This window comes from Halosimplex rarum (assembly GCF_047715405.1).
Classification (GTDB): domain Archaea; phylum Halobacteriota; class Halobacteria; order Halobacteriales; family Haloarculaceae; genus Halosimplex; species Halosimplex rarum.
The window spans coordinates 1,823,821-1,849,247 of sequence record NZ_CP180412.1 but is presented as its reverse complement, the minus strand read 5'-3'; the positions used below and the strand labels follow the sequence as shown (position 1 = coordinate 1,849,247).

Here is a 25,427-nt window from a genome sequence, read left to right as displayed (position 1 = left end):
GGCCGGCTTCGGCCCCGCTGTAGGCGGGTCGCGGGCGGTCAGGGCTCGGCGACCACGACCAGTCGCGTCGACTCGCGTTCGAGGGGCGCGCCGTCGAGGCCGGCGTACAGCGACACGTCGGCGAAGCCGGCTTCCCGACAGGACGCGGCCAGTTCCGCCGGCGCGTACAGCCGGACGTCGTAGACCATCTCGCCCTCGTAGTCGTAGCCCCCGTCGGTCTCGGCGAACACGCGGCGCGTCGTCTCCATCCGGGCGGTCTCGGGGTCGTAGTCCGCCGACTCGACGACGAGGGCGTCGCCGTCTTCCGGGACGCCGGCGGGGCGGAAGTCGGCCAGCACACCTTCTCGATTGACGAGTTCGATGACGAGGGCCCCGTCGTCCGCGGTCCGGTCGTACATTCCCCGCAGGACCGCGCGGTTCGTCGCGTCGTCGTAGTAGCCGAACGATGTCCAGAGGTTGGAGACGAGGTCGTACTCTTCGGTGCGGTCGCCCAGGTCGCGCATGTCTGCACGCTCGAACGTCGCTCTCTCGATGACGCCTCGCTCGTCGGCCCGCTCCCGGGCGCGGCCGAGGTACGACTCGGAGATGTCGATCCCGCGGACCGAGACCCCGCGGTCGGCGAGTTCGACCGCGTGGCGGCCGATGCCGCAGGCCACGTCGAGCGCCGTCGTCGGTTCGACGCCGTTGTCGGCCAGCAGCGCGAGCAGGTCCTCGGTCTCCGCGGTCGCCTCCGCGAGTTTGTCTTCGAGGTGGCGGCGAAAGACGTCTGGACGCTCGCGGAACGCGGTCTCGGTCCAGTGGGCCATACCGGCCGATCGAGGGCCACCGTGAAAAGCCGAACGGGGGTGTGGGAGGGCCTGGCGCGCCGGTGAGCGAGAGCCGGCGGACGTGGGCGGTGAGCGAGAGCCGGCGAGCGTGAGTCGCTGGACGCGAACCGAGGGGCGCGAGCGGATCAGTCGTCGTCGGTCGGGCCGTCCTCGTCGCGCATCGGGTCGGCCCCGGGCCAGTCGGCGCTTTCGATGAACGGGACGCCCATCTTCCGAGCGGCCCGGGAGATGACGTGCGCGCCGGTCGGCGCCGTGAAGAAGAGGAAGACGATACCGACGAGCGCGGTGAGGGCGTCCCCGGCGGGGCCGTAGTAGACGGCCGTGGCGAGCAGGATGGACGAGGTGCCGAGCGTGGCGGCCTTGCTCGTGGCGTGCATCCGGTTGTAAACGTTCGGGAACCGCAGGAGCCCGACGGTCCCCACGAGGAGGAAGAAGCTCCCGACGGCGACGAGCGCGGTCACGACGACGGCGTGGACTGTGGAGATCATTCGATGATGTCACCCTCCGTGACGAAGCGAGCGACGGCGATGGTGCTGATGAAGCCGATGATGGCGAGGACGAGGCTCACCGTGACGAACAGGCTCTCGCCGGTCTGGAGCGCGAACAGCGCCGCGATGGCGACGACGTTCGTCCCGATAGTGTCGAGACCGACGACCCGGTCCGGGACCGTTGGCCCCCAGATGACGCGGTAGCCGGCGAGGAGCGTCACTGCGGTGGCGAGGAGGAGGCCGCCGAGGACGGCCGTCTCCAGGAACGCGGGGAGCTCACTCGCCATCGGTCTCACCTCCCGCGTCGGCGGCGCTCGCGCCCGCTGTGGCTTCGGTCTCGGCGGGGTCGCCGTCGGCGGTCGAGCCGTTCGACGCGGCGGCCACGGCGTCCGGGTCCGGGACCGGGTCGCCTGGCTCGCGCTCCTCGTCGAAGATGCGGAGCGCGTAGCCCTCCCAGGTTCGGATGGGATCGACGATGGACGCGTGGTCGCGGCCGTCGATGGCGTGGACGTACAGGGTGTTTCGCTCGTCGTCGTAGTCCATCGACAGCGTCCCCGGCGTGAGCGTGATGCTGTTCGCGATGGTCGTGATCGCGAGGTCGGTCTCGACCCGGAGCGGCAGTTCGATCACGTCCGGCTCGATGGGCATCGACGGCGCCAGGACGCGGTAGGCGACGTCGACGTTCGCAGTCAGCAGCTCCCAGAGGAAGTGCGCGAGGTAGATTCCGACGTACGGGAGCCCGCGAAGGCGTTCGCCCAGCGGCAGTTCCGGCAGGTAGAAGCGCCGGAAGGCGAAGGCGATCGGCATCCCGATCGCGAGGCCGATGAGGAACTCGCCGGCGAGGGCGTCCGGCGTGACGCCGCGGACGAACAGCCAGACGACAGCGAGGCCGGCGCCGACGGCGATCCAGCGTCTCATGTCTCCACCTCCCCGGTCGTCACCGAAGTCACCTGCGGTCGCTCACTCATGAGCGACCACCTCCGGGTCGACGGCGTCGACGTATCCCTCCGTGTCCAGCGCGGCCTCGGCGGCCGACGCCGCGAAGTCGTACACCGGGTCGAAGCCGATGCCGATGGCGACGACTACCAGCGCGAGCGCGGCGACGACGCCGACGAGGACGGTCGAGCGGTCGCCGTGTTCGACGACCGGCGTGACGGCGCCCCAGAACCCCTTCGTCCACGTCCGCGAGAGGTACGCGATCGTGAATATCGCACCAACGAGCGCGCCGGCGAGGGCGAGTCCGGCGCCGGGCGCTCCGGCCGCGAGCGCCCGGCCTCCGGTGTCGAACACCAGGAGCTTGCCGAAGAAGCCCGACAGCGGCGGGATCCCGACCAGGGCGAGCGAGCCGACGAAGAACGACCCCGAGAGGACCGGGAACCGCGTCGTCAGCCCGCCGATCTGGTCGAATTCGATCGTCCCGGTCGCGTCGAAAACGGCGCCGCTGACCATGAACAGCAGGGACTTCGCGACGGCGTGGTTGAGCGAGTAGACCAGCGCGGCGACGATCCCGAGGACCTGCAGGTCGGTCGCCGTCGCCCCGAGGGAGTGGTCGCCCACAGTCGCGACGACCGCCAGCGGCAGGACGATGAAGCCGACCTGCCCGATGCTGGAGTAGGCGAACACGTCGTCGAGGTTCCCGCGGCTCACCGCGCCGATCCCGCCGACGAGCATGCTCGCCAGCGCCATCAGGAAGAGGACCGGCCCGAAGAAGGCGAGGAACGACTCGCCCGAGAGGCCGGGCAGGTCGAGCCCGCCCTCGATGGTCCCCGCGGCGAACACCGTGAAGTAGAGGCGCACGATGGCGTAGACGCCCACCTTCTTGGTGACGCCGGCGAGGAACGCGGAGATCGGCGCGGGCGCCGCGCGGTAGGCGGGCGGCACCCAGAACTGGAAGGGGACGATCCCCGCCTTCAGCGCGAAGACGATGAACAGGATGGCCGACAGCCCCAGGACGGGTGCGGGGTCGATCCCGAACGCCGCGGGGTCGGCGAGCCGGCGGGCGATGTCGGCCATGTTGAGCGTCCCCATCGTCGCGTAGAGGCCGCCGATGGCGACCAGCATGAGCGCGCTGCCGACGAGGTTGAGGACGGTGTACTGCAGCGTCGCGGCGGTCTGGCGCGGGCCGCTGTAGAAGGCGACGAACACGTAGCTGGGCATGAGCATCACCTCGAACCAGACGAAGAGGTTGAAGATGTCGCCGGTGAGGAAGGATCCGGTGACCCCCAGCAGCATGAAGTGGAAGAGTGGATGGTAGGAGACGCGCTGGCCCTGGTCGTCGACGTAGGCGACCGAAAACACGAGGATGGCGACCGTCACGAGCGCGGCGAGCGCGAGCATGAACACGGCGAGCGCGTCGGCGACCAGCGAGATGCCGAACGGCGCCGGCCAGGCCGACAGCTGATAGGTGAGCGTCCCGCCGCCCAGGACGCGTTCGGCGAGGACCGCGACGCCGACCGCGTAGATGCCGATGCCGAGCAGGCTGAGGACCCGCTGGAGGCGGTCGTAGCGGCGCGTCGCGAGAGTCAGGACCGCGGTGACGAGCGCGACGAGCATCGGCGCGACGACAATGTGGGTCGTCGAGATAGCGAGGTCGGCGCTCATTCGACGGTCACCTCCCCGAGGTCGAGCGTGCCGTGCTCCTCGTAGAGCCGGTAGGTCAGCACGAGCGCGAACGCGGTCGTCCCGAAGCCGATGACGATGGCCGTCAGGACGAGCGCCTGGACGAGCGGGTCCGTCACGCAGTTGGCGCCCGCGTCGGGCACGGAGCAGGCGACCGGGTGCTCGCCGCCGTGGCCGAGGATCGGCGACTGGCCGGTGAGCCCGCCCATCGTGACGAGGTAGACGTTCGCCGCCTGGCTGATGATCGAGACGCCCCAGATGACCCGGACCACGTCCCTGCGCAGGATCAGGTAGGTGCCGAGCGCGAACAGGAGCCCGAGCACGCCGGCGAGGATGACCTGGGTCATTCCGCGCCCACCTCCGCGAGGATCGTCAGGAGCGCCCCGACGACGACGGCGTACACCCCGAGGTCGAACGCGAGCGCCGATGCGACTTCCAGATACCCGTAGATCGGCAGTGGTTCGACGAAGGCGACTGCCTGGGTCAGGAACGGGTAGCCCAGCGCGATGGCGGCGATGCCGCTCCCGACGGCGACGGCGAGACCGAGCGAGAAGACGGCGCCGTACTCGCGGACGATGCCGGACTCGGTCTCGTAGCGCGTCTCGGGGTTGCGGTCGAGCAGTTCGGTCTCCAGGTAGTCGAGCCCGAAGATGATGTACACGAGGGCGAACGCCGTCACCGTCAGGACGCCGGCGATGAAGCCGCCGCCCGGCAGGTTGTGCCCCTGGAACAGCAGGGCGAACGCCGTCACCAGGATGAGCGGGACGACCAGTCGCGTCACTGTGCGTGCGATGACGGTCGGTTGCCTGTCGAGACTCACTGGATCTCACCTCGTTCCCGCATGGCGATGAGCGTGATGACCGACAGCGCGGCCATCGCCACCACCGAAATCTCCCCGAGGGTGTCGAACGCACGGAAGTCCACGAGGATGACGTTGACGATGTTGCCGCCGCCGCCGGCGTTCACGAATATCGGGTCGTGTTCGGCCGGAACGCCGCCGTTGGCGACGAAGTACTGGGCGATCACGTCGTCGGGTCCGGCGGCCGTCGAGAGCAGCACCGTCACGGAGACGGTGAGCCCGACGGCCGCGGCGACGACCGCGTCGCGGGCCGCCTTGAGCCTGTCGACCGTGCCGTAGAAGGCCGGGAGCTTGTCGAGCACGAGCAGGAAGATGACGAGCACGAGCGTCTCGATGACCAGCTGCGTGAGCGCCAGGTCCGGCGCGCTCCCGAGGATGTAGAAGATGGCGACCATGAACCCGAGGATCGAGAGGGTGAGGACGCCGGAGATATGTGACGGCGACGCGGCGACGGCGACCGCGCCGATCACCGCGACGGCGAGGACGATCACGAGCGCGGGTTCGAGGCCCGCGTAGACGATGTCCGGCAGCGCCACGCTCGCGGCGGCGTACGCCCCGAGGGTCAGTGCCGCGAGCGCGAGCGAGAGCACGGCCGCGTACGTGCGGAGGTTCCCCGTCTGGATCAGGTCGATGGCCGACGAGCGGTCGAGTCCCTCGGTGATCCCGTCGTAGTACCAGTTCGGCCGGAGCGGGTCGACGCTTCGAACCGCCCGGACGGCATCGCGGATGCGGTCGAAGAACGGGTAGGCGACAGTGCCGACGCCGATCGTGACCGCGCTCATGATCAGCCACGGCGAGACCTCGGTCGGCAGGTAGTACGAGAAGTCGTGACTCTCGCCTCCGGGGGCGACGGAGCTGTGGGTGACGCTCCCTACGAAACTCTCGAGGGCGCCCACGGGCCAGCCGTGATACCCGAACGTGGCGGCGACGCCGCCGAGGCCGACGAGCAGCGCGAGCGTCCCGAGCACGAACGCCGGGATCGTCATCGCGAGCGGGGGCGCGTGGACCTCGCCGAGCGCGTCGGGCTTGTCCCCGAAGAAGAGCATCAGGAACTTAATCGAGTAGAGGAACGTGAAGATGCTCCCGAAGACGGCGACAGCGGGGAGGAGCCACCAGAGAACGGAGCCGCCGTTCGCGACGAACTGCTCGGCCGTCACGTAGACGGCGTGGAAGAGGAACTCCTTGGAGTAGAAGCCGTTGAACGGGGGGACGCCGGCCATCCCGAGCGCGGCCACGAACGTGATTCCCGCCGTTATCGGCAGGTCCTCGGCGAGGCCGCCGAGCTCGTCGATGGCGCGCGTGCCGGCCTCGTGGGCGACGATGCCGGCCACGAGGAAGAGGGCGGCCTTGAACAGCGCGTGGTTGAGGATGTGGAAGGCCCCGGTCTCGGCGCCGAGATAGCCCGACATGCCGTAGCCGGCGACGATGAGCCCCAGATGCGAGGCCGTCGAGTACGCCAGTAGTTCCTTGATGTCGCTGGCGCCGACGGCCAGGATCGCGGTGATCGTCATCGTCGCGAGGCCGAGGACGCCGAACACCAGCGTCCACTCGTCGGTCACGAGCAGCGGGCGGAAGCGACCGACGAGGTAGACGCCGGCTTTGACCATCGTCGCGGAGTGGAGGAACGCGGAGACGGGCGTGGGTGCCTCCATCGCGTTCGGCAGCCAGATGTGGAAGGGGACCTGCGCGGACTTGGTCGCGGCGCCGACGCCGACGAGCAGGAGCACCGGAACCAACAGTCCCTGCGCGCGCAAGGCGGCGACCATCGTGTCGGCGTTGGCGAGTATCGAACCCTCGCCGGCGAGCCGGAACGCCGAGTCGACGCCGGGGACACCCGTCGCGACGACGTGGAGCAGGAGGAAGCCGACGAGCATGAACAGGCCGCCGGCGACGGTGATGAGCATGGACTTGCGCGCGGCGTACTGGGAGGCGTCGGCGTCCTGGTAGTGGCCGATGAGCAGGAACGACGAGACGCTCGTGAGTTCCCAGAAGACGAACAGCGCGATCAGGTCGGCCGCGAAGGCGACGCCCAGCATCGACCCCATGAACGCCAGCAGCGTCGCGTAGTACTTCGCCTGGCCGGGCTCGCCGTGCATGTAGCCACCGGAGTAGGTGAACACGAGGACGCCGACACCGGTGGCCAGCGTCCCGATCAGCAGGGCGAGTCCGTCGACGTAGAACGCCAGCGAGACCCCGTACGTCGGGATCCACGGGACGACGACCGTCCCGTGGGTACCGTAGAGGCTGGCGACGAGGGCGAGCGAGGCCGCGGCGACGGCCGCGGCGAAGTAGGCCGTCCGCTCGCCGAGCACCCGGTAGACCAGGGGGGCGAGCGCCGCACCGAGAAACGGCAGTGCCAACAGCGCCAGGAGCGCGGACGAGCTCGGTTGCACACGCGTTCATCTGCCGAGACGCGACTTAATGCTTCTCAACTTCGCCGAGCGTGACCCCCGAACGATCTCCGGCTGCCGAAAACCCACTGACGAACCGGCCATCGTGTTATAACTCTGGAATCATAGCCGACAGATATACTCGTCAGAATTTCGGGCATCGGGAATCATATTAGTGAAGATATAATTTCCGTCAGCTATGTCGTTCGCGTAATTCCCGTCCGCTCTCAGGACAGTTCCACGACTCGGCTCGTCGATTCAATCGGCACGATACGCCCGAGTATCAGTGTTGATACGATACAGCACGCCCTTGAATTTCCGATTTTGATAATACGGTAGTGACGCTTATGTGCGGCGCTGGGTGAGGCGTAGGTGACACGCACCGATCGCAGCTCGGTCCAGATTCGACGTCAGGCCGGCGGCGAGACAGGGGTTCGGCCCCACGCATCGGGCGTGACGACAACAACAATGCAACTCAATCAACTCTTCGCGGACGACGACGCGGTGTCGCCGGTCATCGGCGTCATCCTCATGGTCGCGATCACGGTCATCCTCGCGGCCGTCATCGCGACGTTCGTCCTCGGACTCGGCGACCAGGTCAGTAGCACAACCCCGCAGGCGTCGTTCAGCTTCGAGTGGAACGGTGAGGCGGGCAGCACGGCACCGCTCAAAGTCACTCACGACGGTGGTGAGACCATTCAGGCTCAGAACCTCTACATCCGTGGTTCCCCCGGTTCGGGCGGCGCCAGTTTGGGTCAAAGTTGGGATAACTATCCGCCCAACATCGGAGCTACATCCGATGTTCAGGCAGGCATGTCTATCGAGATCGCTGACGTGGGCTCCGATGGTGAAGCCCGCATCGTCTGGCAGAGCACGGCTGGCGACAGCTCCTCGACGATGAAGGAGTGGACCGGCCCGACGGCCTAACGGGCTCGGCATATCTCACGCCGTTCGGACGGCGGTAGACGTGCGGTTTTGCCCGCTACTCGCGGGCGACTCATTCACATTTGATACCAACACCTGGCACTGTAGATCTCGGATCTAATACTTTCGACCGTCAATTGCAGTTACGGGCCACGAGAACGGGGAAGAGAAGCGGGCGACAGACTCTCGAACTGGACGTTCGCTCCGAAACAGTCTTAGCGGATGAGCAATCTAACACACATCATCCAGACGACGGGTGGCTGGGGTTCCACTCGTGACAACGGGTCCACACCATGAGTAATCAGACGAGACGACTTCCGGCGCGCGGGGACGGAGAGCTGTCGAAGGGAGAGATATTCGACGTCCTGCAGAACCAGCGACGTCGATACGTTCTGGAGTATCTCAAGCGGTTCGACGAACCGGTCGAACTGAGCGATCTCGCCACGCAGATCGCCGCCTGGGAGTACCAGACGCCCGTCGACGAGGTGACGAACGACCAGAAAAAGCGCGTCTACACGACGCTCCAGCAGACCCACCTCTGCAAGATGGAGGACGCCGGGATCGTCGAGTACGACGCCGACGAGAACCTCGTGACACGTACGCCGTACACGGAAGAAATGACGGTCTACCTGGAGATCGTCCCCGGGTCCGAGTTCCCGTGGCGGGAGTTCTACCTCTCGCTCGGGTCTATCAGCTGCGCGGTCGTCGTCGCGCTCTGGGCCGAGCTGTTCCCGCTGACCCTTCTCACTCCGCTCGAGTGGGCGACGGTCATCGCCGCGACGTTCACGGTCGCCGCCGCGTATCACACCTACAGCGGTGCGGACATGCGACTCGGCGACGACGGATACGCGCCCGACGAGATCGACCGGTAGCGACACGATGTTCGAGTTCGGTGGATTCGGCGCTCAACATTCGAACCCTGTACGGCCACGGTCAACGACTTTATACTGGTCGAAAGCGGTGATTCGCCAATGAATCGGCCGCGGGCGATAACGTACGCCGCCGCGATTGTGATCCTCGGCGTCACGCTCCTCTCGGGGCCGGCCATCGGTGTCGTCGACCTGACGACACCGAGGTACGACATGGCGGGTCTCGGTGAGGGGAACGCCAGCGTCGATCGGATCGATGCGCCCGCATCCGCCACGATCGAACGCGAGTACCAGTCCGAGACGTACTATCTCAACGTCCCCGACGCGCGAATTCACCTCGCGTCGATATCCGGGAAGCCCACCGTCGCATACGGCATCGAGATCCCCGAATTCGGCTACTCGCGGTCGACGACGCACTTCTTGAGCGACGGACGGACCGGCTGGATCGCGCTCTCTTTGCAGACCGACACGTTCTCCGACGACGTCACGCCAGGTGAGGTGTACGAGGGCGAACTCTCGGTCGTCATGCGCGCGAGCGACGGGAAATCGCTTCTCTACAACGAGTCGATCGACGTGGAGGTCACGAAATGAGCACCGGCCGCGAACGATCGGCCGGATTCGCCCTCTCACAACAGCGGATCCACGACCTCCGGCAGGCGTTCGTCAGGGCGACGGTCGGGGACCGCCTCGGACTCGTCATCTTTCTCGGGACGCTCGCCGTGTTCGGTCTCACCTGGCGAGTCGGAATCTTCATCACGGACAACTACACGCCGGCAAACGCGCTGGTCGCACTCGCCGGCGGCCAGTTGGTCGTGGACGAGGCGCTCTACGGAACGCTCGAAGCCCCTGGGATGCAGATCCACGACGGGAAGACGTACGGCCGCAACTACGGGCAGGTCGCGTTCGCGGTCCCGTTCCTCTGGGCGTTGAGACTCACGCTGTCGGTCGCGGATCCCGGGCTCGTCTTCTCTGCGCTCTGGTCCCTGGTGGTGCTCGCGCTTGCCGTCCAGATCGGTCGGCTCGTCGACCGCCAGTCGCTCATGGCCGTCGTCGGCGCGGCAGTGGCGCTATCGACGTTCGGCCTCAACGCGCACCTGGCCGAACCGCTCTCTCCGGATCTGATACCGCTCGCGGCGCTCCAGCTCAGCGCGCTCGTCGCCGCGGCGTTCGCCGCGAGTACGGCCTATCGCCTCCTCGCTCGGATGCACAGTCGTCGAGCGGGCGCCGCAGCGGCGACGGGTATCGTGCTCGCCACTCCGGTCGGATTCTGGGCCACGATTCCGAAGCGACACGTGTACGTCGTCGCGCTCCTGCTCGGTGTCGTCTACGCGTTCTACAGGAGCCGCGAGGGACCAACCGACGACGCGTTCCTCTCGCCGACCGAGTTCCGGGGGCTCGCGTACGCGCTGGTCGGATTACTGACCTGGGTTCACGCGGGCGAGGGGTTCGTCGTCTTCCTCGCGCTCGTGCTCGTCGACGTTCCGACGGCACCGTCGAACGACTGGCGAACGCTGGCGGTCGTCGGGGGGGCGTTCGCTCTTTCGATGCTCCCGTTCTTCCTGACCAACGCGCTCATCTCTGGTGACCCGGTGCGACCGCCGCGAATGCTCGACCAGTTCGGCGAGTTCTCTGGCGATTCGACGTTCGGCTCTGGATCCGGTTCGGGCGGTGGTGGCGGTGGCAGCGGCGGTGGCGGAGGATCTGGGCTGTTGCCACCAGTACTCGGTGGACCGGTCGACGAGATCACGCAGCGACTAAACCTCATTTTCGGTCCGTTCGTCCAGGGTCTCCACGCCACGGTCAACCGGCCGGGCGATGTGTACCAGACGTTCGTCCGAGCGGGATACATCTCGTCAGTGGGTTCGCGCGACAACCAGCAAGCGATCAACCTCACGATCGTCGAATCAGCCCCGCTGGTCGCTGGCATCGCCGGGACCGTCGGAATCGCAGCAGGCCGGTTCTTCAGCGGGAGACTCGACAGAGTCGAGCGGATTCGCCCGGCTCGCCTACTCAGCGCGATGCGCACCCTCCGTCGATCGCCGAAGCGGGCCACCGACGCCTTCGTCGTCGCCGCGGCGCTGCTGTTCTACCTGGTGTACATTCACCGGTTGCCTCTCCACGCGCAAGTCACCGTCCGCTATCTCCTCCCGCTGTATCCGCTGGCCGTCTACGGTATCGTTCGACAGAACCAGATCCGTCGCGCTCTCACTGATCACGGCCGAACGGCGCTATGGACGTATCTCGCCGGTGTCCTTCTCGGAGCCCAACTGATCTTCGTCGCCACGACCACCGGGACGTTCGGGCGCGGCGGTGCGCTCCAGTTACACGCCGTCGTCGGCCTCGCGGTCGCGGCTGCGTTCGCACTGGCCGCGACGGCGAGCGCGCTCGACGAACGATTCGACAGGGTGACGGCCGCCGTCGGCGGACTCGCCGCCGCGCTGGGGACGAACCTCGTCGTCCTCTCGGCGTTCGTCTACTTCCAGTACGGTCCGTACGCGCTCCCGATGGCGGACTGGCTCGCCGACCTGCTGTCGACCGCCTGACCCGACCGAGCTAGTCAGGCTTTTCCCCCCGGGTTTCCATTCACCGGGCATGAATCGTCTGAAGCAGTCGCTGCTCGACGCCCCGATCGTCGAGAAAGAGGGGTATCACTACTTCGTCCACCCGATCAGCGACGGGGTCCCGATGCTCCGGCCGGAACTGCTCCGCGAGATCGTCATCAAGATCATCCGCAAAGCCGAACTCGAAAACGTCGACAAGATCGTCACGCCCGCCGCGATGGGCATCCACATCTCCACCGCCGTCTCCCTGATGACCGACATCCCCATCGTCGTCGTCCGCAAGCGCCAGTACGGTCTCGAAGGGGAGGTCGCGCTCTCGCAGGTCACCGGCTACTCCGAGTCGGAGATGTACGTCAACGACGTCTACGAGGGCGACCGCGTGCTCGTCCTCGACGACGTGCTCTCGACCGGCGGCACCCTTTCGGGCATCACCGGCGCGCTCGAAGAGATCGGCGCCGACATCGTCGACATCGTCTGCGTCATCAAGAAAGACGACGGGCAGAACAAACTCGCCGACGCCGGCTACGAGGCGAAGACGCTCATCAACGTCGTCGTCGAAGACGGCGAGGTCGTCATCGTCGACGAGCAGGGCGACGACTGACTGCCCCGCTTCTCACAGGACTCCGGCCGCGACGACGCCGAAGTACCCCCCGGCCGCGATCAGCGCCGCACCGACGACCTGCACGAGCCGTCTAATTTTCCCTTCCGGTTCGCCGTCGGTGCCGTACTCGCCGCCGCGCTCGCCGGGGACGCGCCCAGTCGTGTGCGCGCGGACGACTGCTTCCGGCGCCGCGACCAGAACGACACCGAGGCCGATCCCCAGGACAGCGGCGGCTAGCGTGCGGTAGTCCATCTCAAGCCCGCAGTTTCTCGATACGCTTCTCGATCGGCGGGTGGGTCGCGAACAGGCGCGCGAGCCCGCGCTTCTCGCCGAAGATACACAGCGCGTTCACCTGCTCGTCTACCGCGGAGTCGCTCGCACGCTCGTTACCACTGCTGATCTTCTCCAGCGCGCGGGCGAGCGGTTCGCCGGAGCCGATGGCGCCCGCCGCGTCGCTGTCCGCGACGTATTCGCGGTACCGCGAGATGGCGAACACGAACAGCATGACCAGCATCTGGACGACCTGGCCGACGACGATGGCCAGGAAGAAGTCGGCGATGTCGTTGTCGCCCGTCAGCAGGACGGCCCACTGGGCGACGATGGCGACGATCGAAGCGATCCCCTGGCCGAGCACCATCATCACCACGTCGCGGTTCGCGATGTGTGCCAGCTCGTGTGCGAGCACGCCCTCGACTTCGTCGCCGTTCAGTGTCCGGAGGAGCTCCTCGGAGACGACGACCGTTCCCGCGCCCTTTCGACCGACAGCGAAGGCGTTGGGGACGCCCATCCGCGCGATCATCAGTCGCGGTTTCTCGATGCCCATCTCGTCGGAGAGCGATTCGACCTGGCGGTGGACCTCCGGGAACCGGTCCTCCGGGAGGTCCTCCGCACCGACGCTCCGGATCGCGACCCACTTGCCGATCTTGTACTGGACCCCGACGAACAGGACGCTCCCGACCAGTACCAGCCACAGCGGTGCCCCGAACGCGCCCATGGCTACGACCGCTGCCACTGCGTAGAACGCGAACAGGACCGATCCGACGACCGCCATCCGCGCGACGAGACTTGGGTGGCGCATACCTGTCGTGTCCAGCACCTTCCCACTAAGAACCCCGGGATCGTCCTCACTAAACCGTCCGAAACCCGCTGTCTGACCTATACTATCGGTATCAGATCCGCCGCATCGGTTCCCGCCGACGGGGCCGCCGGTCGCGGGCGCTCTGGAGTTGTTCCGAGCGAACGGCTCGGGGAGTCTCCCGTGTCGACGAGCGCGCGCGACCGATCTCGACCTGGCCGCGTGGACGTTTCCTGCGGGCCGCCGCGACGTGGAAACTGGGATTCCCGAGCGAGCCGGGGCCACTCCGGGGGAGAACGACGGTCGAGCGCTGTCGCCGTGCGCTCGCGCTCTCGGCGCGTATTACAGCTCGGAGAAACGTTGTACGTTTTCGCCGATTCGAGAGACGACGGCGGTTCTATTCGTTTACTATCACGTGGCCTATCATGTTTACAGAATAAAGCTAATAACCCAGTCCGTGGTATGGCCGTCACTAGAACACGAGCGCGCGGAGAAGGGCGCTTGGTAGGACATGTCGGCCTTCTCCCCCCGCCGGTAAAAGCGTTGCCCAGCGCGAGTGGCGACACCGGCCGGGGCGGCCCGTCGCGTGCCGGCGTAACGCGCACCCACCCAGGCACACACACACATGAACCAGATCGACGACGACCGTGGACCCGACGTGGTCATCGAGGCGCGCCCCTCGCGCGACGACGAGTTCGGGACGATAGTCCTGACGGCGATCGCCGACGAGCTCGGGAGCGACCCGGAGTCGCTCCCGCCGCTCCGAGACAGCATCGACCCCGACATCCTCAACGGACTCCGTGACGCCGCCGGCTCGTCCGTGAAAACGCTCTCCTTCGAGTACCTCGGCTACGAGGTAGTCGTGACGAGCGACGGCCTCATCCAGCTGCGGTCGTTCGCCTGAGGACCCGATTGGACGTTCCTCGACGTACCCCCGTCACCGCTCGCACACCTCTGAGTGTCTGTGTCGTCTCTTGCTCGCAGAACGCACAGGAGACGTCCATCCGTGCCGACAGCTCGCACACGCGAGGCGGTGCTCGCCGTTTAGCTCGCGGCAAAATCACAGCGGGAGGTAGATTTGAACTACGCCCACTTCGGTCGCTTCGCTCCCTCGTGGTCTACTTCAAATCTACAACGGCCTACGTTTGCGGACGCAGGACTCGTCACTTCGTTCCTCGTCGTTGCGTCCGCAAACTGATAGCGGGAGGTAGATTTGAACCGGAGCCAGACGTGCTCGCTCACTTCGTTCGCTGCGCGCGACTGGCAGGGTTCAAATCTCCTCGGAATATTTTCGAAGAAACCGGCTCACTCGTCGCTACGCTCCTCGTTCGCGTTGTTTCTTCGAAAATAGCGGGAGGTAGATTTGAACTACCGATCTGCGGGTTATGAGCCCGCCGGAATCTCCTGGCTATCCCATCCCGCTACTCATTCGTACCGGCGACCACCCATTAAGGGTTGTGATTCACTCGCCGTCCGTGAGTTAGTGTCGCGGTCACCCCTCGTGGACCTGCCAGGTGAACAGACTCTCGAAGACGTAGTTGACGACCATCCCGACTGCGACGCCGCTGCCCTTGGCGACGAGGAGCCAGAGATCGAGGCCCGAGAGCGCCGACGCCAGTCCGACGACGCCTGCCGCGCTCGACAGTACCGCCACGTCGCCGAACGTCAGGTCGACGAACAGCGGATTGTAGATGGTCCACCAGACCACGAACTGCGTCGTCACGCCACCGGCGCGGACGACGTGGGACCGTTTGAGGCGGGCGAAAAAGGACTCCTGGTCGCCGCCGTGGTCTGCGAACGTCCAGTTCTCGTTGACGAGGAACATCACGAGAATGGCCGTCTCGACGCCCGCCAGCCACGCCAGGTTCGGCGGGGCGCCGACCACCTCCGAGAGGAACACCAGGACGGCGGTGTCACAGACCGCACCGACCACGCCGACAGAGACGAACTTGCCGAACCGGATCCCGGAGGCCAGCGACGACAGCCGCGACCTGACCGTCCCGCTCCCGTCAGTCATTCTTCTCCACCAGTGCCGTCGGGTCCTCGCGGGTCGCGGCGATGGCGTTGTGCACGCGGCTGTTGCGGATCTGTTTCGCCCGGTGGCGCGAGGAGACGAGCGCCCGACCCAGCCGTACCGAAGTCCGGACCGGGGAGACGGTCGAGCCCGGCTGGTCCTCCCAGGTGATCGGTACCTCGGCCACGTCGAGTTCCAGCGCGCCCGCCATCGCGACGAGTTCGACGTCCCAGGCGAACCCCGGTTCGTAGAGGTGCTGGCGGACGGCGTCCCACGATTCTGCGGTGATCGCTTTCGCGCCGCACTGGTAGTCGTAGAGGTCCGCGTCGAGCATCCGACGAGCGAGCCAGGCGAACCCGTCGCCGAGGAACCGTCGGGCGAACGTCTGGTGACTCGTGATCTCCGAGTCGGGATGTCGTCTCGACCCGACCGCGACGTCGGCGCCGCCGTCGGTGATCGCGGCGAGCACCGCCGCGAACTCTCCCGGGGCGGTGCTGCCGTCGGCATCGACGAATCCGAGGATGTCGGTCTCTAGTGCCTCGAACCCGGCGGTGACCGCGGCGCCCTTGCCGCGGCGGTACGGGCTGACGCTGACCGTCGCGGGCAGGTCCGCGAGGGCAGTCGCCACCTCCTCGTCGGCGTCGTCCAGCTCGATGCGGATCGTTTCCGGGGTGAGCCGGGCATCGAGCGACCGGACGTAGGAAGCGAGGCGATCGACGTCGGGTCGAAAGGCGGGGACCACGATACCGACGGACGCGCTCATTGCCAGTTGTGACCACCGCAGCGAGTAAAAACCGTTCGGAACTCGGGAATCGGCGGTGCCCCGCCCCACGGTCTCGCGGTGAAACGACGCCGTCGTCGGTGTGGTCGCGGGCTCCCTCGTCGGTACGGGGTACGCCGGTCCACAAGAGGTATAGGCCCCGGAGACGGCCACTCTGGTAATGGAGTACGGTCTCGTCCTCTGGTGGCTCGTGGCCTACCTCGCCTTCATGGCGGTCGGGATGCCGCTGGCGGCGGTACTGTTCCCGCGCCTCGCCGACCGCGGGGCGGGCGTGGCGCTCCCGGCGGCGCTCGCCGTCCTCTGGGTCGTCGCGTACGTCGTCGGACACGTCTCGCTTACGGCCGGATTACTGGTCGGTCTCGCCGTCCTCGCGGCCGCTACCGCGGCGGCCGTCTACCGCGGCGCCGAGTTCGACCGCCGGCGCTACGGCGAGGTCGCCGCGGTCTTCACTGTCGCGTTCCTGTTCATGATCGCCATCCGCGCCGTCGACGCGGGGGTCCACCCCGCTGGCGGCGAGAAGTTCCTCGACTTCGGAATGTTGCAGTCGCTCCTCCGCGCCGAGGCGCTCCCCCCGGAAGACGTGTGGTTCGCCGGCCGCCCGGTGAAGTACTACTACGGCGGGCACCTCGTCGCCGCGCTGCTGACGAAGATCACCGGCACCGAGGCCCGATTCGCGTACAACCTCGCGCTTGCGGGCTTCTTCGGGATGCTCGTCACCGCCGCCTACGGGCTGGCGGGGTCGATCGGCGCGAGCAGGGGCGTCTCGCGCGTCCGGGCGGGCGCCTTCGGCGCATTCTTCGTGGGCTTCGCCAGCAACGCCTCGACCCCGCTGAAACTCCTCATGTGGCTGTTACCCGACGGCCTCGCCTCGTTCGTCGCCGGCGTCCTGGGGATCGAACTCTCGGGCGTCGCAGCGGAGGGGCCCAGCGAGTTCGGCTACTGGTCGGCCAGCCGGGTGATCGAGGGGACGATAAACGAGTTCCCGCTGTTCGCCTGGCTCAACGGCGACATGCACGCCCACATGATGAGCACGCCGTTCGTCCTGCTCGCCGCCGCGCTCCTGTTCAGTTACTACCGAACGCCGGCGGCCGAACGGACGCGGCGCCTGCTTCTCTTGCTGGTCGCCGTCCCGCCGCTCGCCGGCCTGCTCGCCGTCGTCAACACGTGGTCGTTCCCGATCGTCGGCGGACTGACGTTCCTGACTCTCGCGCTCGCACCGGCCGACCCGGTGTCGCTGCTGCCCGGCGCGGTCGTTGAGCACATCCCGCGGCGTGAGGACTGGCAGCGCGAACTCGCTCGCCACGGCGTGGCGCTCGCGGGCGCCGTCGCCGTGGTCGTCCTCGGCGCCCTCTGGTCGCTGCCGTTCTGGCTCGGCTCCGCCAGTGGCGGCGGCCGCTCGATCGCCGTTTGGACGGACAGGAGTTCGCTGGGTGAACTGCTGATCGTCCACGGCGCGTTCGTGCTCCTCTTCGCCCTCCACCTGGCGCGGCACGCCGTCCCGCAGGTCGAGTCGGACGAGGTAGGCGAGGTCCTCGTGTTCCTGGGGGCCGGTATCGCTATCGCGTGGTTCCTGGCGTCGTCGGCCGCACTCGCGCTCCTCGGTCCGGTAGTCGCCATCGGGTGGGTCCTCCTCCGAACGCAGGCCGACGCCCTGCACCGCATCGCGTCTCGAGCGATCGGGACCGGGAAGCGAGCGGCGGCGGACGGCGGGACGGCGACCACCGAGTCGGCAGCTTCGGGAGACGCCAGCACCGTGAAACGCCTCCGGGACGTGCTCGGTTTCGAAACGCTGCTGATCATCGCCGGTGCCGGGGTCGTCGTCATCGTCGAGTTCGTCTACGTCAAAGAACAGGCCGGTCCGGGGCGGATGAACACCGTGTTCAAGACCTACGCGGACGTGTGGATCCTCTGGGCTGTCGCAGCCGGCGCCGTCCTCGCCCATCTCGTCGAGAACCACTCGCCCGCGCTCGCGCTCTCCGGCGACAATTGGCAGTCGGCGTTCCGGGCCCTGGCGGTCGTGCTCGTCATCTCGACCGCGCTGTACGGCACGTTCGCGCTCTCGGCGCACTTCAGCGGTGACACGTACCCCAACCACCCCGAGGACCCGACCCTGGACGCGTTGGACTTCGTCACCGACCGCCACCCCGACGAGTACGCGGCCATCCAGTGGTTCGACCAGCTGGAGGGGCAACCGAACATCGCCTCCGCGCCCGGACGGGGGTCACAGATGTACGATTGGACGAACCCGGTGTCGAGTCTGACCGGCGTGCCGACGGTGGTCGGGTGGGCCCACGAGGTCGGCTACCGGGGGGCCGAGGTGTATCAGACGCGCGTCGACCACGTAGACACCATCTACACCGGATCGCCGGCCGAACGCGCGTACTACCTCGACAAGTACGAAGTCGAGTACGTCTACGTCGGGACCAACGAGCGCCAGGAGTACTCCGAGGAGGAGCTCACCGCCTTCGAGTCGATGGCCGGTGTCAGCGTCGAGAAGCAGTGGGGCGACGTGGCCGTCTACCGCGTCGACCAGAGCGCGCTGGAGTACCCCGACAGCGACGAGTAGCCGCTCAGCGTCGGTCGGCGTGGCGACGCCGGTGGACGATCCCCTGATTGTTCGCGGCGTTGCTGACGAACGAGCGGAACGCCTCGCCAGTCTCGCTGTCCTCGTCGAGCACCATCGGTTCGCCGGCGTCGCCGCCCTCGCGGACTGCCGGATCGAGGGGGATATCGCCGAGGAACGGCATCTGCGCGTCCGCGGCGAACACTTCGCCGCCGCCCTCGCCGAAGATCGCGTGCTCGTTGCCGCAGTCCGGGCAGCGGAACGAACTCATGTTCTCGACGATGCCCAGCACGGGCGTCTCGTGCTCGCCGAACATCTCCAGCCCCTTGCGCGCGTCGTCGATGGCGACCTCCTGGGGCGTGGTCACGATGACCGCGCCGGTGACGGGGACGCTCTGTAACAGCGTCAACTGCGTGTCGCCGGTTCCCGGCGGCAGGTCGACGACCATGTAGTCCAGCCCGCCCCACTCGACGTCCTCCCAGAGCTGGGTGAGCACCTTGTGGACCATCGGTCCGCGCCAGATCACCGGGTCGTCCTCGCCGAGCAGGAAGTCCATGCTCATGAGCTTCATCCCGTACTTCTCCGGCGGGACGAGCGTCTCGTCGGGCGTCGCCTGGGGCTGCTGGTCGGCGTCGAGCATCCGCGGCACGTTCGGCCCGTACACGTCGGCGTCGAACAGCCCGACGCGAGCGCCCAGCTGGGCCAGCCCGGCCGCGAGGTTGACGGCGATGGTGCTCTTGCCCACCCCGCCCTTCCCCGAGGCAACCGCGATGACGTTCTCGACGCCGGGGAGGACCGACCCCTCGGCGACCAGCCCGCTGTCCACCTCCGCGTCGAGTTCGATCGACCGGTCGAGGCCCGACAGCGCCTCGCGGACCGCGCCCGCCATGTCCGTCTCGGTCGGCGAGTACGGCGCCCCCAGCGCCAGCGAGACGCGTACCTCGTCGTCGGTGACGTCGACCGAGTTGACCAGCCCCAGCGAGACGATATCGTCGCCCAGATCCGGGTCCTCGACCGTCCCGAGCAGGTCGAGCACGTCGTCTTCGTCCATACCTCGTCTCCGTCTGTGCGAGCGAAAAGGATTGTGAAGACGCGAGCCCGGTCTGTCACTCGCCTCGCTAAAATATATTTTAGATAACATATTTCCCCACACCGCCCTGACTCATCGCCGATGACGCCGACAGACTTCGGCCCGCCCAGCGGGTCGCGATTGCACGACTTAGCAGCCGACTACGGGAAAGCCGACTCGACGACTGACGTCGACGCGCCGACCTTCGACACCGGGACGACCATCGTCGCGGTCTCAGCCGCCGACGCCGTGGTGATGGCCGCTGACCAGCGGATGAGCCTCGGCGGGCGGTTCACCGCCAACAAGAACGTCAGAAAGATCTCGCGAGTCCACCCGCACGCCGCGCTGGCGATCTCTGGGTCGGTCGGCCCCGCGCAGGACGCGATCCGATCGATTCGCGCGGAGGCGAGCCTCTACGAATCCCGACGTGGCGAGCCCATGACCATGCAGGCGCTCTCGCAGACGGCCGGGCACATCGTGCGCGGGCTCCCGATCGCGCCGATCCTCGGAGGCGTCGACGACACCGGCGGGCACGTCTACGAACTCGACGGCGGCGGGAGCGTCATGGAAGACGCCTACGCCGCGGGCGGGAGCGGGATGCAGGTCGCCTACGGCGTGCTCGAAGGACGGTTCGAACCCGACGCGAGCCGATCGGAGGCGACGGAAACGGCCGTCGCAGCGGTCGAGGCCGCGAGCGAGCGCGACACCGCCAGCGGGAACGGCGTGACCGTCGCGACGGTCACGAGCGACGGCGTCGAGATCGAAGCCCTCGACGAGACCGCCCACACCGGTGACGAACACGGTGCGGCGGGCGGCGCGGAGGAGGTGGCCTGATGCAGTCGAACGACCAGCGGGCGTACGACCGCGGGGTGACGGTCTTCTCGCCCGACGGCCGCCTCTATCAGGTAGAATACGCGCGCGAGGCGGTCAAGCGCGGAAGCCCGGCCGTCGGCGTGGCGACCGACGACGCGGTCGTCTTCGCCGCCCACGGGCGGCCACGGTCGCCGCTAATGGAACCGGATAGTATCGAGAAGGTCCACGACGTCGACGGTCGCCTCGGCGTCGCCACTGCGGGCCACGTCGCCGACGCGCGACGGCTCGTCGACTACGGTCGGCAGTTCGCCCAGCGCGAGCGGCTTCGATACGGCGAGGCGCCGGCGGTCGAACCGGTCGCGAAGGCCGTGGCCGACCAGATCCAGGAGTCGACGCAGACCGGTGGAACTCGGCCGTTCGGTGCGGCGTTGCTGGTCGGCGGCGTGGTGGAATCGGTTCCCCGACTCTACGAGATCGATCCGTCCGGGACGCCCACCGAGTGGCGCGCGACGGCGGTCGGTGATGGAAGCGAGGTCATCCGGAGCCACCTCGAAGCCGAGTATGTGGCGGAATCGGACGCCGGCGCCGGCGTCTCGCTCGCCCTCTCGGCGCTCGACGAGGGGACAGACGGCGAGCTGCGTGCTCGGGAGATCGACGTCGCGGTACTCGACGAGTGCGGGTACGAAGCGTTCGACCGCGACCGACGAGCCACAGTGCTCGACGACGCGGACCTCTCGCCGGCGTCCTGAGACGATCCGACCGACTCAGGCGGAGGCTTCCCCGGTTCCGCTCTCTTCGCCTCGGGTGCGCTCGCCGGCCGGCGCCCGGTCGGATCCGGACTCGGCGTTCGCTTCGCCGACATCTGCCGACTCAGTCGCCCTCGCGGGCTCTTCGGAGTTGTCGTGGTCAGTCCGACGATGGTCGACCACGCGCCCGTCGCCCGCGACGTAGCAGATCAGGTCGTCGCCGTCGAGTCTGACGCTGACGACCACGCACCAGGGATCGCGAGACACGACCCGCTCGCGCCACTCGCTGCCGACGTTCCAGATGGGTCGGTCGCGCACGTTGCGGGCGTGGTCGTGGTAGAACGAGACGACGGCCGGGTGCTCCAGCAGCGTGAGCGCGACCGGACAGCGCAACCCCGCGCTGCAGGCCTCGCACTCGAATGTCATCTGGACCGGAACGTGCCCCGCTTCGTCGCGCGTCCGAGGGTCCTCCGTCGACGCCGTTTCTATCTTCGCCGAGACCGACCCGGCGCACTCCGGACAGACGCCGTCGCCGAACGACTCGATGCGCCTGCGGTGGTGAACGTCGAGGGCGTCCGGCAGATTCTCCGCGTCGTGGCTCGCGTACCCGCTCGGCGGGAACGACAACCGCAACAGCGGCGAGTCGCAGCGGTCGCAGCGGATCTCGGTGACGTTGTCGACGGCGCTGGCGCGCAGTCCTGTTTCGCCGCAGAACGGGCAGTCGTCGGCCAGTTCGATGGGGTCGCGGTCGACGCTGTCGGTGTAGGTCCCCGCGTTGAGGGCGCGTGCTGCCGAGTGGCCGGCGTCGGTCAGCTCGTAGCGTTCGTCGTCGCGCTGGCGGACGAATCGGTCGGTGAGTTGCCGGAGGTGGTAGGCGAATCCGGCGGAGGTGTCCTCGTCGGTCGCGTCGAACAGCGCCGAGAACGAGCGCGGCGAGTCGTCGTCGAGCGCGCGGATCACGTCGAGGCGCGTCTCGCTGCCGAGCGCGCCGAACGCGTCGCTCGGATCCGCCGCGTCCGCGTCGGTCGGCGCCACCGACTCGTCCGCTCGCCCCTCGGTGGATCCGACGGCGTCCCGGCGCTCGGCGGTCATTTCGTGTGACTGCGTGCCACGGGCGTTTGAACCTGTCGTCCGCGACGGCTCCTGCCGGTTCGGGCGGTTTCGCGGGTCGGTGACCGGGTGTGCAGAAATCTTGGAACGGGCACCGGCCTTATTACCGCCGGGCCGAAAGAGCCGGTATGCTCGCGGACGAGTTCGGTCGGGAAGTGAGCGGCGTGCGGGTCTCCCTGACCGATCGGTGTAACTTCGACTGCGTCTACTGCCACAACGAGGGCCTGGGTGACACCCGCGGCCCCATGGCGCCCCGCGAGCACGAGATGGGGACCGACGACGTGGTCCGATTTCTGGGGGTCGTCGCGGAGTTCGGCGTCGACTCGGTGAAGTTCACCGGCGGCGAACCGCTCCTGCGCGAGGATGTCGAGGAGATCGTCCGCCGCGCGCCCGACGAGATGGAGGTCTCACTGACCACCAACGGGACGATGTTGCCGGGCCGCGCCGCGGACCTCGTCGACGCGGGCCTCGACCGCGTCAACATCTCCCAGGACGCGCTGGACCGGGAGACGTTCAAACAGGTGACCCAGGCCGGCGCGTACGACGCCGTGATGGACGGCGTCGACGCCGCGCTGGAGGGGGGGCTGGCGCCGGTCAAACTCAACATGGTCGTCTTCGAGCAGACGGCGGGGTACGTCCCCGAGATGGTCGAACACGTCGCCGAGAACGAGGGACTCCGCCTCCAGCTCATCGAATACATGCCGGAGATCGCCGGCCACCCCGAGTGGGCCATCGACATCCAGCGCGTCCACGACTGGCTGGCGGACGAAGCCGCACACGTCGAGCGCCGCGAGATGCACGACCGCACGCGCTACTGGGTCACTCCCGAAGGGAGCGCTGCCGACGGCGACGACCTTCAGGGCGACGACGGAGCGGTCGACGAGTCGCGGGCGGGCATGGTCGAGATCGTCGACCCCGTCGAGAACCCGACGTTCTGTGCGAACTGCCATCGCGTGCGCGTCACGCACGAAGGGTACCTGAAGGGCTGTCTCAACCGCAACGACGACCTGCGACCGATGGGAGAGATGACTCGCGCCGAGATCCGCGAGACGTTCCGCGAGACGGTCGCCAACCGCGTCCCCTTCTACGGCGAGTACATGGTCCAGGAGGACGGCGAGTGGGTCGTCAACGACGCGTACCTGGACGACGGCGACGGGCCCGCGAACGGGAGCGGCGAGTCGCTCGGCGAGAGCGGGGATCGGAATCCGGCCACCGACGAGACGACCGCCCGGGGCGACGACTGACGCCCCACCGCGCGCTATCGGAGACCGCTGTTCTCACCAGTCGGTGACGAACATCGCCGTCTCCAGTTCCGCGACCAGGTCTTCGGCGACCTCGACCGCGGTTCAGGTGTTCCTCTGTGTCGATGCGAGGAACGGGGTCTCCGGCGGTCAGGGCCGGCGGAACGTGTAGGACAGGTTCGGGCCGTCCGAGTCCGGCTCCGCGTCGGTCTCGACGCGGAGCTCGCCGGCGGGGTGGTCGAACACGAGGCGGTCCGACGACCCGGAGAACTCGTGGAGGGGCATCCCGGTCTCGACCCGCCCGTCCAGACGGACGGTGACGTGTGTGGTGCCGCGGAAGTCCGCGACCAGCGATCCGTCTTCGCGCTCGGAGACCGCGTCGGCGCCGGCGAACCGTTCGAGGTTCCGGCGGACCGACTCGCGGTCGGTCGGGTCGACGAGTGCGGGGTCGTCGGTCATACCGATACCTCGGGCCGGACGGACTAATCGGTGGCGTCGACTCAGGGGATGCCGGTGGGTACGATCCCCCGGGGACCGCGGCCGGTCCGGGGCCGTGCCACGGCGTGGCGCGTGGGGACCACTTCGTGACGTTTAAATAGGGCCCAGTAGGTAATTCAGGTACGCTCGTGCAGGGGCATCGGGTCCCGAGTCCCGCAGGTGACTCGTCGGAGTCACGGTACGCGAGGGCGCCAGTATACAACCGCACGCGGCAAAGTGCGTGTCGTGGTAGCCAAGCCTGGCCCAAGGCGCAGGGTTGCTAACTCTGTGGCGTACAGCCTCCGGGGTTCGAATCCCCGCCACGACGCTCACACTCGAATCACAGACACATGAGTGCAGAAGACCAAGACCCGGACGAAGCGGAAGACGAAGAGGATATCCGCTATTTCGTCCGAATCGGCCAGACCGACCTCGACGGCACGAAGTCCGTCGAGCGGTCGCTCACCGACATGAACGGAATCGGCCATCGCGCGGCCCGCATCATCGCCGAAGAGGCCGGCATCGACCGCCGCGCCGTCTTCGGGAAACTCGACGAGGAGGACATCGACGAGATCGTCGCCCTCGTGGAAGGTTTCGCAGAGGAGGCGCCCGAGTGGCTCTCGAACCACCGGAACGACTTCTTCGCGGGCGAGACCACCCACGAGACCGGCAACGACCTCGACCTGACTCGCCGACAGGACATCAACCGCATGAAGATGATCGACTCCTACAAGGGGTCGCGTCACAAGCGCGGACAGAAGGTCCGCGGACAGCGGACGAAGTCCACCGGTCGCTCCGAAGGGACCATCGGCGTCAACGTCGAGGCCATCAAGGAAGAGCAGGCCGAGGAAGCCGCCGCCGAAGAGGGGGATGAAGAGTAATGGCACTCGGTAGCAACACCAAGTTCTACGAGACGCCCAACCACCCCTACCAGGGCGAACGCATCAGCGAGGAGTCCGGACTCGTCGGCCAGTACGGGCTCAAGAACAAAGAAGAGCTCTGGCGCGCCCAGTCCGAACTGCGCGCGTACCGCCGCGAGGCGCGGAAGCTCCTCGGCCAGACCGGCACCGCCGGCGCGGCCAAGGAGACCGAAGAGTTCCTCGCTCGTCTCAAGCGCATCGGCGTCCTCGACGAGACCGACTCGCTGGACGACATCCTGTCGCTCGACGTGACGGACATCCTCGAACGGCGACTCCAGACGGTCGTCTACCGGAAGGGGCTGGCCAACACGACGCGCCAGGCCCGGCAGTTCGTCAGTCACGGGCACGTGACGGTCGAGGGACAGCGCGTCACCCGGCCGTCGAAGAAGATCACCGTCGACGAGCAGGGCGCCGTCGAGTTCGACGAGAACAGCCCGCTGACGGACGAACTCCACCCCGAGCGCGCGGAGGAGCAATAAC

27 protein-coding genes and 2 tRNA genes are annotated in these 25,427 nt (G+C 67.5%); 13 read left to right on the top strand and 16 right to left on the bottom strand.

Annotated elements, in window-relative coordinates; all coding sequences use genetic code 11:
• Positions 1–38: 38 nt before the first annotated feature.
• From ACMGFH_RS09040 to mbhE, 8 genes are all read right to left on the bottom strand, one after another.
• A complete protein-coding gene (locus ACMGFH_RS09040; RefSeq protein ID WP_415382709.1) occupies positions 39–806 on the bottom strand; it encodes a class I SAM-dependent methyltransferase in 768 nt (255 codons plus the stop codon).
• Between the two features lie 146 nt (positions 807–952).
• On the bottom strand, positions 953–1,315 hold the full coding sequence (mnhG, locus tag ACMGFH_RS09035; RefSeq protein ID WP_415382707.1) for a monovalent cation/H(+) antiporter subunit G: 363 nt from the start codon (positions 1,313–1,315) through the stop codon (positions 953–955).
• A complete protein-coding gene (locus ACMGFH_RS09030) occupies positions 1,312–1,602 on the bottom strand; it encodes a monovalent cation/H+ antiporter complex subunit F (RefSeq protein WP_415382706.1) in 291 nt (96 codons plus the stop codon). The genes mnhG and ACMGFH_RS09030 overlap by 4 nt, the downstream gene beginning before the upstream one ends.
• Positions 1,592–2,233 carry a Na+/H+ antiporter subunit E gene (locus ACMGFH_RS09025; protein ID WP_415382704.1) on the bottom strand — a complete coding sequence of 214 codons (642 nt, stop codon included), beginning with the start codon at positions 2,231–2,233 and terminating at the stop codon, positions 1,592–1,594. The genes ACMGFH_RS09030 and ACMGFH_RS09025 overlap by 11 nt, the downstream gene beginning before the upstream one ends.
• A 42-nt stretch (positions 2,234–2,275) precedes the next feature.
• Positions 2,276–3,916, bottom strand: coding sequence for a complex I subunit 5 family protein (locus ACMGFH_RS09020; RefSeq protein WP_415382702.1), 1,641 nt, complete (start codon positions 3,914–3,916; stop codon positions 2,276–2,278).
• Positions 3,913–4,281 carry a sodium:proton antiporter gene (locus ACMGFH_RS09015; RefSeq protein WP_415382700.1) on the bottom strand — a complete coding sequence of 123 codons (369 nt, stop codon included), beginning with the start codon at positions 4,279–4,281 and terminating at the stop codon, positions 3,913–3,915. The genes ACMGFH_RS09020 and ACMGFH_RS09015 overlap by 4 nt, the downstream gene beginning before the upstream one ends.
• Positions 4,278–4,754: an MnhB domain-containing protein gene (locus ACMGFH_RS09010; RefSeq protein WP_415382698.1), complete on the bottom strand. Its 477-nt coding sequence runs from the start codon at positions 4,752–4,754 to the stop codon at positions 4,278–4,280. Before ACMGFH_RS09010 ends, ACMGFH_RS09015 begins: the two co-directional genes overlap by 4 nt.
• Positions 4,751–7,186: a hydrogen gas-evolving membrane-bound hydrogenase subunit E gene (mbhE, locus tag ACMGFH_RS09005; protein WP_415382696.1), complete on the bottom strand. Its 2,436-nt coding sequence runs from the start codon at positions 7,184–7,186 to the stop codon at positions 4,751–4,753. The genes ACMGFH_RS09010 and mbhE overlap by 4 nt, the downstream gene beginning before the upstream one ends.
• Positions 7,187–7,555: 369 nt before the next feature.
• Here mbhE and ACMGFH_RS09000 point away from each other — a divergent pair, with 369 nt between their 5' ends.
• From ACMGFH_RS09000 to hpt, 5 genes are all read left to right on the top strand, one after another.
• On the top strand, positions 7,556–8,110 hold the full coding sequence (locus ACMGFH_RS09000; RefSeq protein WP_415382694.1) for a type IV pilin: 555 nt from the start codon (positions 7,556–7,558) through the stop codon (positions 8,108–8,110).
• Positions 8,111–8,400: 290 nt separating this feature from the next.
• Positions 8,401–8,979 carry a hypothetical protein gene (locus ACMGFH_RS08995; protein ID WP_415382693.1) on the top strand — a complete coding sequence of 193 codons (579 nt, stop codon included), beginning with the start codon at positions 8,401–8,403 and terminating at the stop codon, positions 8,977–8,979.
• A gap of 99 nt (positions 8,980–9,078) precedes the next feature.
• Positions 9,079–9,567 carry a hypothetical protein gene (locus tag ACMGFH_RS08990; protein WP_415382691.1) on the top strand — a complete coding sequence of 163 codons (489 nt, stop codon included), beginning with the start codon at positions 9,079–9,081 and terminating at the stop codon, positions 9,565–9,567.
• Positions 9,564–11,519: a hypothetical protein gene (locus tag ACMGFH_RS08985; RefSeq protein WP_415382689.1), complete on the top strand. Its 1,956-nt coding sequence runs from the start codon at positions 9,564–9,566 to the stop codon at positions 11,517–11,519. Before ACMGFH_RS08990 ends, ACMGFH_RS08985 begins: the two co-directional genes overlap by 4 nt.
• Positions 11,520–11,568: 49 nt before the next feature.
• Positions 11,569–12,138 carry a hypoxanthine/guanine phosphoribosyltransferase gene (gene hpt, locus ACMGFH_RS08980; RefSeq protein WP_415382687.1) on the top strand — a complete coding sequence of 190 codons (570 nt, stop codon included), beginning with the start codon at positions 11,569–11,571 and terminating at the stop codon, positions 12,136–12,138.
• A gap of 12 nt (positions 12,139–12,150) precedes the next feature.
• Here hpt and ACMGFH_RS08975 read toward each other — a convergent pair whose 3' ends face one another.
• Together ACMGFH_RS08975 and ACMGFH_RS08970 are read right to left on the bottom strand one after the other, a co-directional pair.
• Entirely contained in the window at positions 12,151–12,390 is a 240-nt protein-coding gene (locus ACMGFH_RS08975) for a hypothetical protein (RefSeq protein ID WP_415382685.1), read from the bottom strand.
• Position 12,391: 1 nt separating this feature from the next.
• Positions 12,392–13,216 carry a M48 family metallopeptidase gene (locus ACMGFH_RS08970; protein WP_415382684.1) on the bottom strand — a complete coding sequence of 275 codons (825 nt, stop codon included), beginning with the start codon at positions 13,214–13,216 and terminating at the stop codon, positions 12,392–12,394.
• Positions 13,217–13,838: 622 nt separating this feature from the next.
• Between ACMGFH_RS08970 and ACMGFH_RS08965 the strand changes: the two genes are divergently transcribed.
• Positions 13,839–14,117, top strand: a complete 279-nt coding sequence (locus ACMGFH_RS08965) for a HalOD1 output domain-containing protein (RefSeq protein ID WP_415382683.1) — start codon at positions 13,839–13,841, stop codon at positions 14,115–14,117.
• 444 nt (positions 14,118–14,561) lie between these two features.
• Here ACMGFH_RS08965 and ACMGFH_RS08960 read toward each other — a convergent pair.
• The 3 genes from ACMGFH_RS08960 to ACMGFH_RS08950 all read right to left on the bottom strand — a co-directional run bounded on the left by ACMGFH_RS08960 (position 14,562) and on the right by ACMGFH_RS08950 (position 15,990).
• A tRNA-Met gene (locus tag ACMGFH_RS08960) sits at positions 14,562–14,636 on the bottom strand.
• 69 nt (positions 14,637–14,705) lie between these two features.
• The gene (locus ACMGFH_RS08955; protein WP_415382681.1) at positions 14,706–15,230 is read right to left on the bottom strand and encodes a GtrA family protein; all 525 of its coding nucleotides are present in this window, start codon (positions 15,228–15,230) and stop codon (positions 14,706–14,708) included.
• Positions 15,223–15,990 (bottom strand): glycosyltransferase, encoded by a 768-nt coding sequence (locus ACMGFH_RS08950; protein ID WP_415382680.1) that lies wholly within the window; start codon positions 15,988–15,990, stop codon positions 15,223–15,225. Before ACMGFH_RS08950 ends, ACMGFH_RS08955 begins: the two co-directional genes overlap by 8 nt.
• A gap of 178 nt (positions 15,991–16,168) precedes the next feature.
• Here ACMGFH_RS08950 and ACMGFH_RS08945 point away from each other — a divergent pair, with 178 nt between their 5' ends.
• Positions 16,169–18,574, top strand: a complete 2,406-nt coding sequence (locus ACMGFH_RS08945; protein WP_415382679.1) for a DUF2298 domain-containing protein — start codon at positions 16,169–16,171, stop codon at positions 18,572–18,574.
• 4 nt (positions 18,575–18,578) lie between these two features.
• On the opposite strand, the gene ACMGFH_RS08940 is transcribed toward ACMGFH_RS08945, so the two are convergent.
• Positions 18,579–19,622 (bottom strand): Mrp/NBP35 family ATP-binding protein, encoded by a 1,044-nt coding sequence (locus ACMGFH_RS08940; protein WP_415382678.1) that lies wholly within the window; start codon positions 19,620–19,622, stop codon positions 18,579–18,581.
• A gap of 120 nt (positions 19,623–19,742) precedes the next feature.
• On the opposite strand from ACMGFH_RS08940, the gene ACMGFH_RS08935 reads away from it, so the two are divergent.
• Positions 19,743–20,474: a proteasome subunit beta gene (locus ACMGFH_RS08935; protein WP_415382677.1), complete on the top strand. Its 732-nt coding sequence runs from the start codon at positions 19,743–19,745 to the stop codon at positions 20,472–20,474.
• Positions 20,474–21,202, top strand: a complete 729-nt coding sequence (locus ACMGFH_RS08930) for an archaeal proteasome endopeptidase complex subunit alpha (RefSeq protein WP_415382675.1) — start codon at positions 20,474–20,476, stop codon at positions 21,200–21,202. The genes ACMGFH_RS08935 and ACMGFH_RS08930 overlap by 1 nt, the downstream gene beginning before the upstream one ends.
• Positions 21,203–21,217: 15 nt before the next feature.
• Here ACMGFH_RS08930 and ACMGFH_RS08925 read toward each other — a convergent pair whose 3' ends face one another.
• The gene (locus ACMGFH_RS08925; RefSeq protein WP_415382674.1) at positions 21,218–22,291 is read right to left on the bottom strand and encodes an ArsR family transcriptional regulator; all 1,074 of its coding nucleotides are present in this window, start codon (positions 22,289–22,291) and stop codon (positions 21,218–21,220) included.
• Between the two features lie 146 nt (positions 22,292–22,437).
• Between ACMGFH_RS08925 and moaA the strand changes: the two genes are divergently transcribed.
• Complete coding sequence (gene moaA, locus ACMGFH_RS08920; RefSeq protein WP_415382672.1) at positions 22,438–23,553, top strand: GTP 3',8-cyclase MoaA; 1,116 nt, start codon at positions 22,438–22,440, stop codon at positions 23,551–23,553.
• Positions 23,554–23,700: 147 nt separating this feature from the next.
• Here moaA and ACMGFH_RS08915 read toward each other — a convergent pair whose 3' ends face one another.
• On the bottom strand, positions 23,701–24,009 hold the full coding sequence (locus ACMGFH_RS08915) for a hypothetical protein (protein ID WP_415382670.1): 309 nt from the start codon (positions 24,007–24,009) through the stop codon (positions 23,701–23,703).
• Between the two features lie 261 nt (positions 24,010–24,270).
• Between ACMGFH_RS08915 and ACMGFH_RS08910 the strand changes: the two genes are divergently transcribed.
• The 3 genes from ACMGFH_RS08910 to ACMGFH_RS08900 all read left to right on the top strand — a co-directional run bounded on the left by ACMGFH_RS08910 (position 24,271) and on the right by ACMGFH_RS08900 (position 25,426).
• Positions 24,271–24,355: transfer RNA gene (locus ACMGFH_RS08910), tRNA-Ser, on the top strand.
• 22 nt (positions 24,356–24,377) lie between these two features.
• Entirely contained in the window at positions 24,378–24,908 is a 531-nt protein-coding gene (locus ACMGFH_RS08905) for a 30S ribosomal protein S13 (RefSeq protein WP_415382669.1), read from the top strand.
• On the top strand, positions 24,908–25,426 hold the full coding sequence (locus tag ACMGFH_RS08900) for a 30S ribosomal protein S4 (RefSeq protein WP_415382667.1): 519 nt from the start codon (positions 24,908–24,910) through the stop codon (positions 25,424–25,426). Before ACMGFH_RS08905 ends, ACMGFH_RS08900 begins: the two co-directional genes overlap by 1 nt.
• The last annotated feature ends 1 nt before the right edge of the window (position 25,427 follow it).

Coding starts and splice junctions, on each gene's coding strand:
- ACMGFH_RS08935 (WP_415382677.1), top strand. CDS start 19,743: ATGACGCCGACAGACTTCGGCCCGCCCAGCGGGTCGCGATTGCACGAC.
- ACMGFH_RS08995 (WP_415382693.1), top strand. CDS start 8,401: ATGAGTAATCAGACGAGACGACTTCCGGCGCGCGGGGACGGAGAGCTG.
- ACMGFH_RS09040 (WP_415382709.1), bottom strand. CDS start 806: ATGGCCCACTGGACCGAGACCGCGTTCCGCGAGCGTCCAGACGTCTTT.
- ACMGFH_RS08985 (WP_415382689.1), top strand. CDS start 9,564: ATGAGCACCGGCCGCGAACGATCGGCCGGATTCGCCCTCTCACAACAG.
- ACMGFH_RS08905 (WP_415382669.1), top strand. CDS start 24,378: ATGAGTGCAGAAGACCAAGACCCGGACGAAGCGGAAGACGAAGAGGAT.
- moaA (WP_415382672.1), top strand. CDS start 22,438: ATGCTCGCGGACGAGTTCGGTCGGGAAGTGAGCGGCGTGCGGGTCTCC.
- ACMGFH_RS08930 (WP_415382675.1), top strand. CDS start 20,474: ATGCAGTCGAACGACCAGCGGGCGTACGACCGCGGGGTGACGGTCTTC.
- ACMGFH_RS08925 (WP_415382674.1), bottom strand. CDS start 22,291: ATGACCGCCGAGCGCCGGGACGCCGTCGGATCCACCGAGGGGCGAGCG.
- ACMGFH_RS08970 (WP_415382684.1), bottom strand. CDS start 13,216: ATGCGCCACCCAAGTCTCGTCGCGCGGATGGCGGTCGTCGGATCGGTC.
- ACMGFH_RS08945 (WP_415382679.1), top strand. CDS start 16,169: ATGGAGTACGGTCTCGTCCTCTGGTGGCTCGTGGCCTACCTCGCCTTC.
- ACMGFH_RS09025 (WP_415382704.1), bottom strand. CDS start 2,233: ATGAGACGCTGGATCGCCGTCGGCGCCGGCCTCGCTGTCGTCTGGCTG.
- ACMGFH_RS08975 (WP_415382685.1), bottom strand. CDS start 12,390: ATGGACTACCGCACGCTAGCCGCCGCTGTCCTGGGGATCGGCCTCGGT.
- mnhG (WP_415382707.1), bottom strand. CDS start 1,315: ATGATCTCCACAGTCCACGCCGTCGTCGTGACCGCGCTCGTCGCCGTC.
- ACMGFH_RS09030 (WP_415382706.1), bottom strand. CDS start 1,602: ATGGCGAGTGAGCTCCCCGCGTTCCTGGAGACGGCCGTCCTCGGCGGC.
- hpt (WP_415382687.1), top strand. CDS start 11,569: ATGAATCGTCTGAAGCAGTCGCTGCTCGACGCCCCGATCGTCGAGAAA.
- ACMGFH_RS08915 (WP_415382670.1), bottom strand. CDS start 24,009: ATGACCGACGACCCCGCACTCGTCGACCCGACCGACCGCGAGTCGGTC.
- ACMGFH_RS08950 (WP_415382680.1), bottom strand. CDS start 15,990: ATGAGCGCGTCCGTCGGTATCGTGGTCCCCGCCTTTCGACCCGACGTC.
- ACMGFH_RS08965 (WP_415382683.1), top strand. CDS start 13,839: ATGAACCAGATCGACGACGACCGTGGACCCGACGTGGTCATCGAGGCG.
- ACMGFH_RS08940 (WP_415382678.1), bottom strand. CDS start 19,622: ATGGACGAAGACGACGTGCTCGACCTGCTCGGGACGGTCGAGGACCCG.
- ACMGFH_RS08955 (WP_415382681.1), bottom strand. CDS start 15,230: ATGACTGACGGGAGCGGGACGGTCAGGTCGCGGCTGTCGTCGCTGGCC.
- ACMGFH_RS08900 (WP_415382667.1), top strand. CDS start 24,908: ATGGCACTCGGTAGCAACACCAAGTTCTACGAGACGCCCAACCACCCC.
- ACMGFH_RS09015 (WP_415382700.1), bottom strand. CDS start 4,281: ATGACCCAGGTCATCCTCGCCGGCGTGCTCGGGCTCCTGTTCGCGCTC.
- ACMGFH_RS09020 (WP_415382702.1), bottom strand. CDS start 3,916: ATGAGCGCCGACCTCGCTATCTCGACGACCCACATTGTCGTCGCGCCG.
- ACMGFH_RS08990 (WP_415382691.1), top strand. CDS start 9,079: ATGAATCGGCCGCGGGCGATAACGTACGCCGCCGCGATTGTGATCCTC.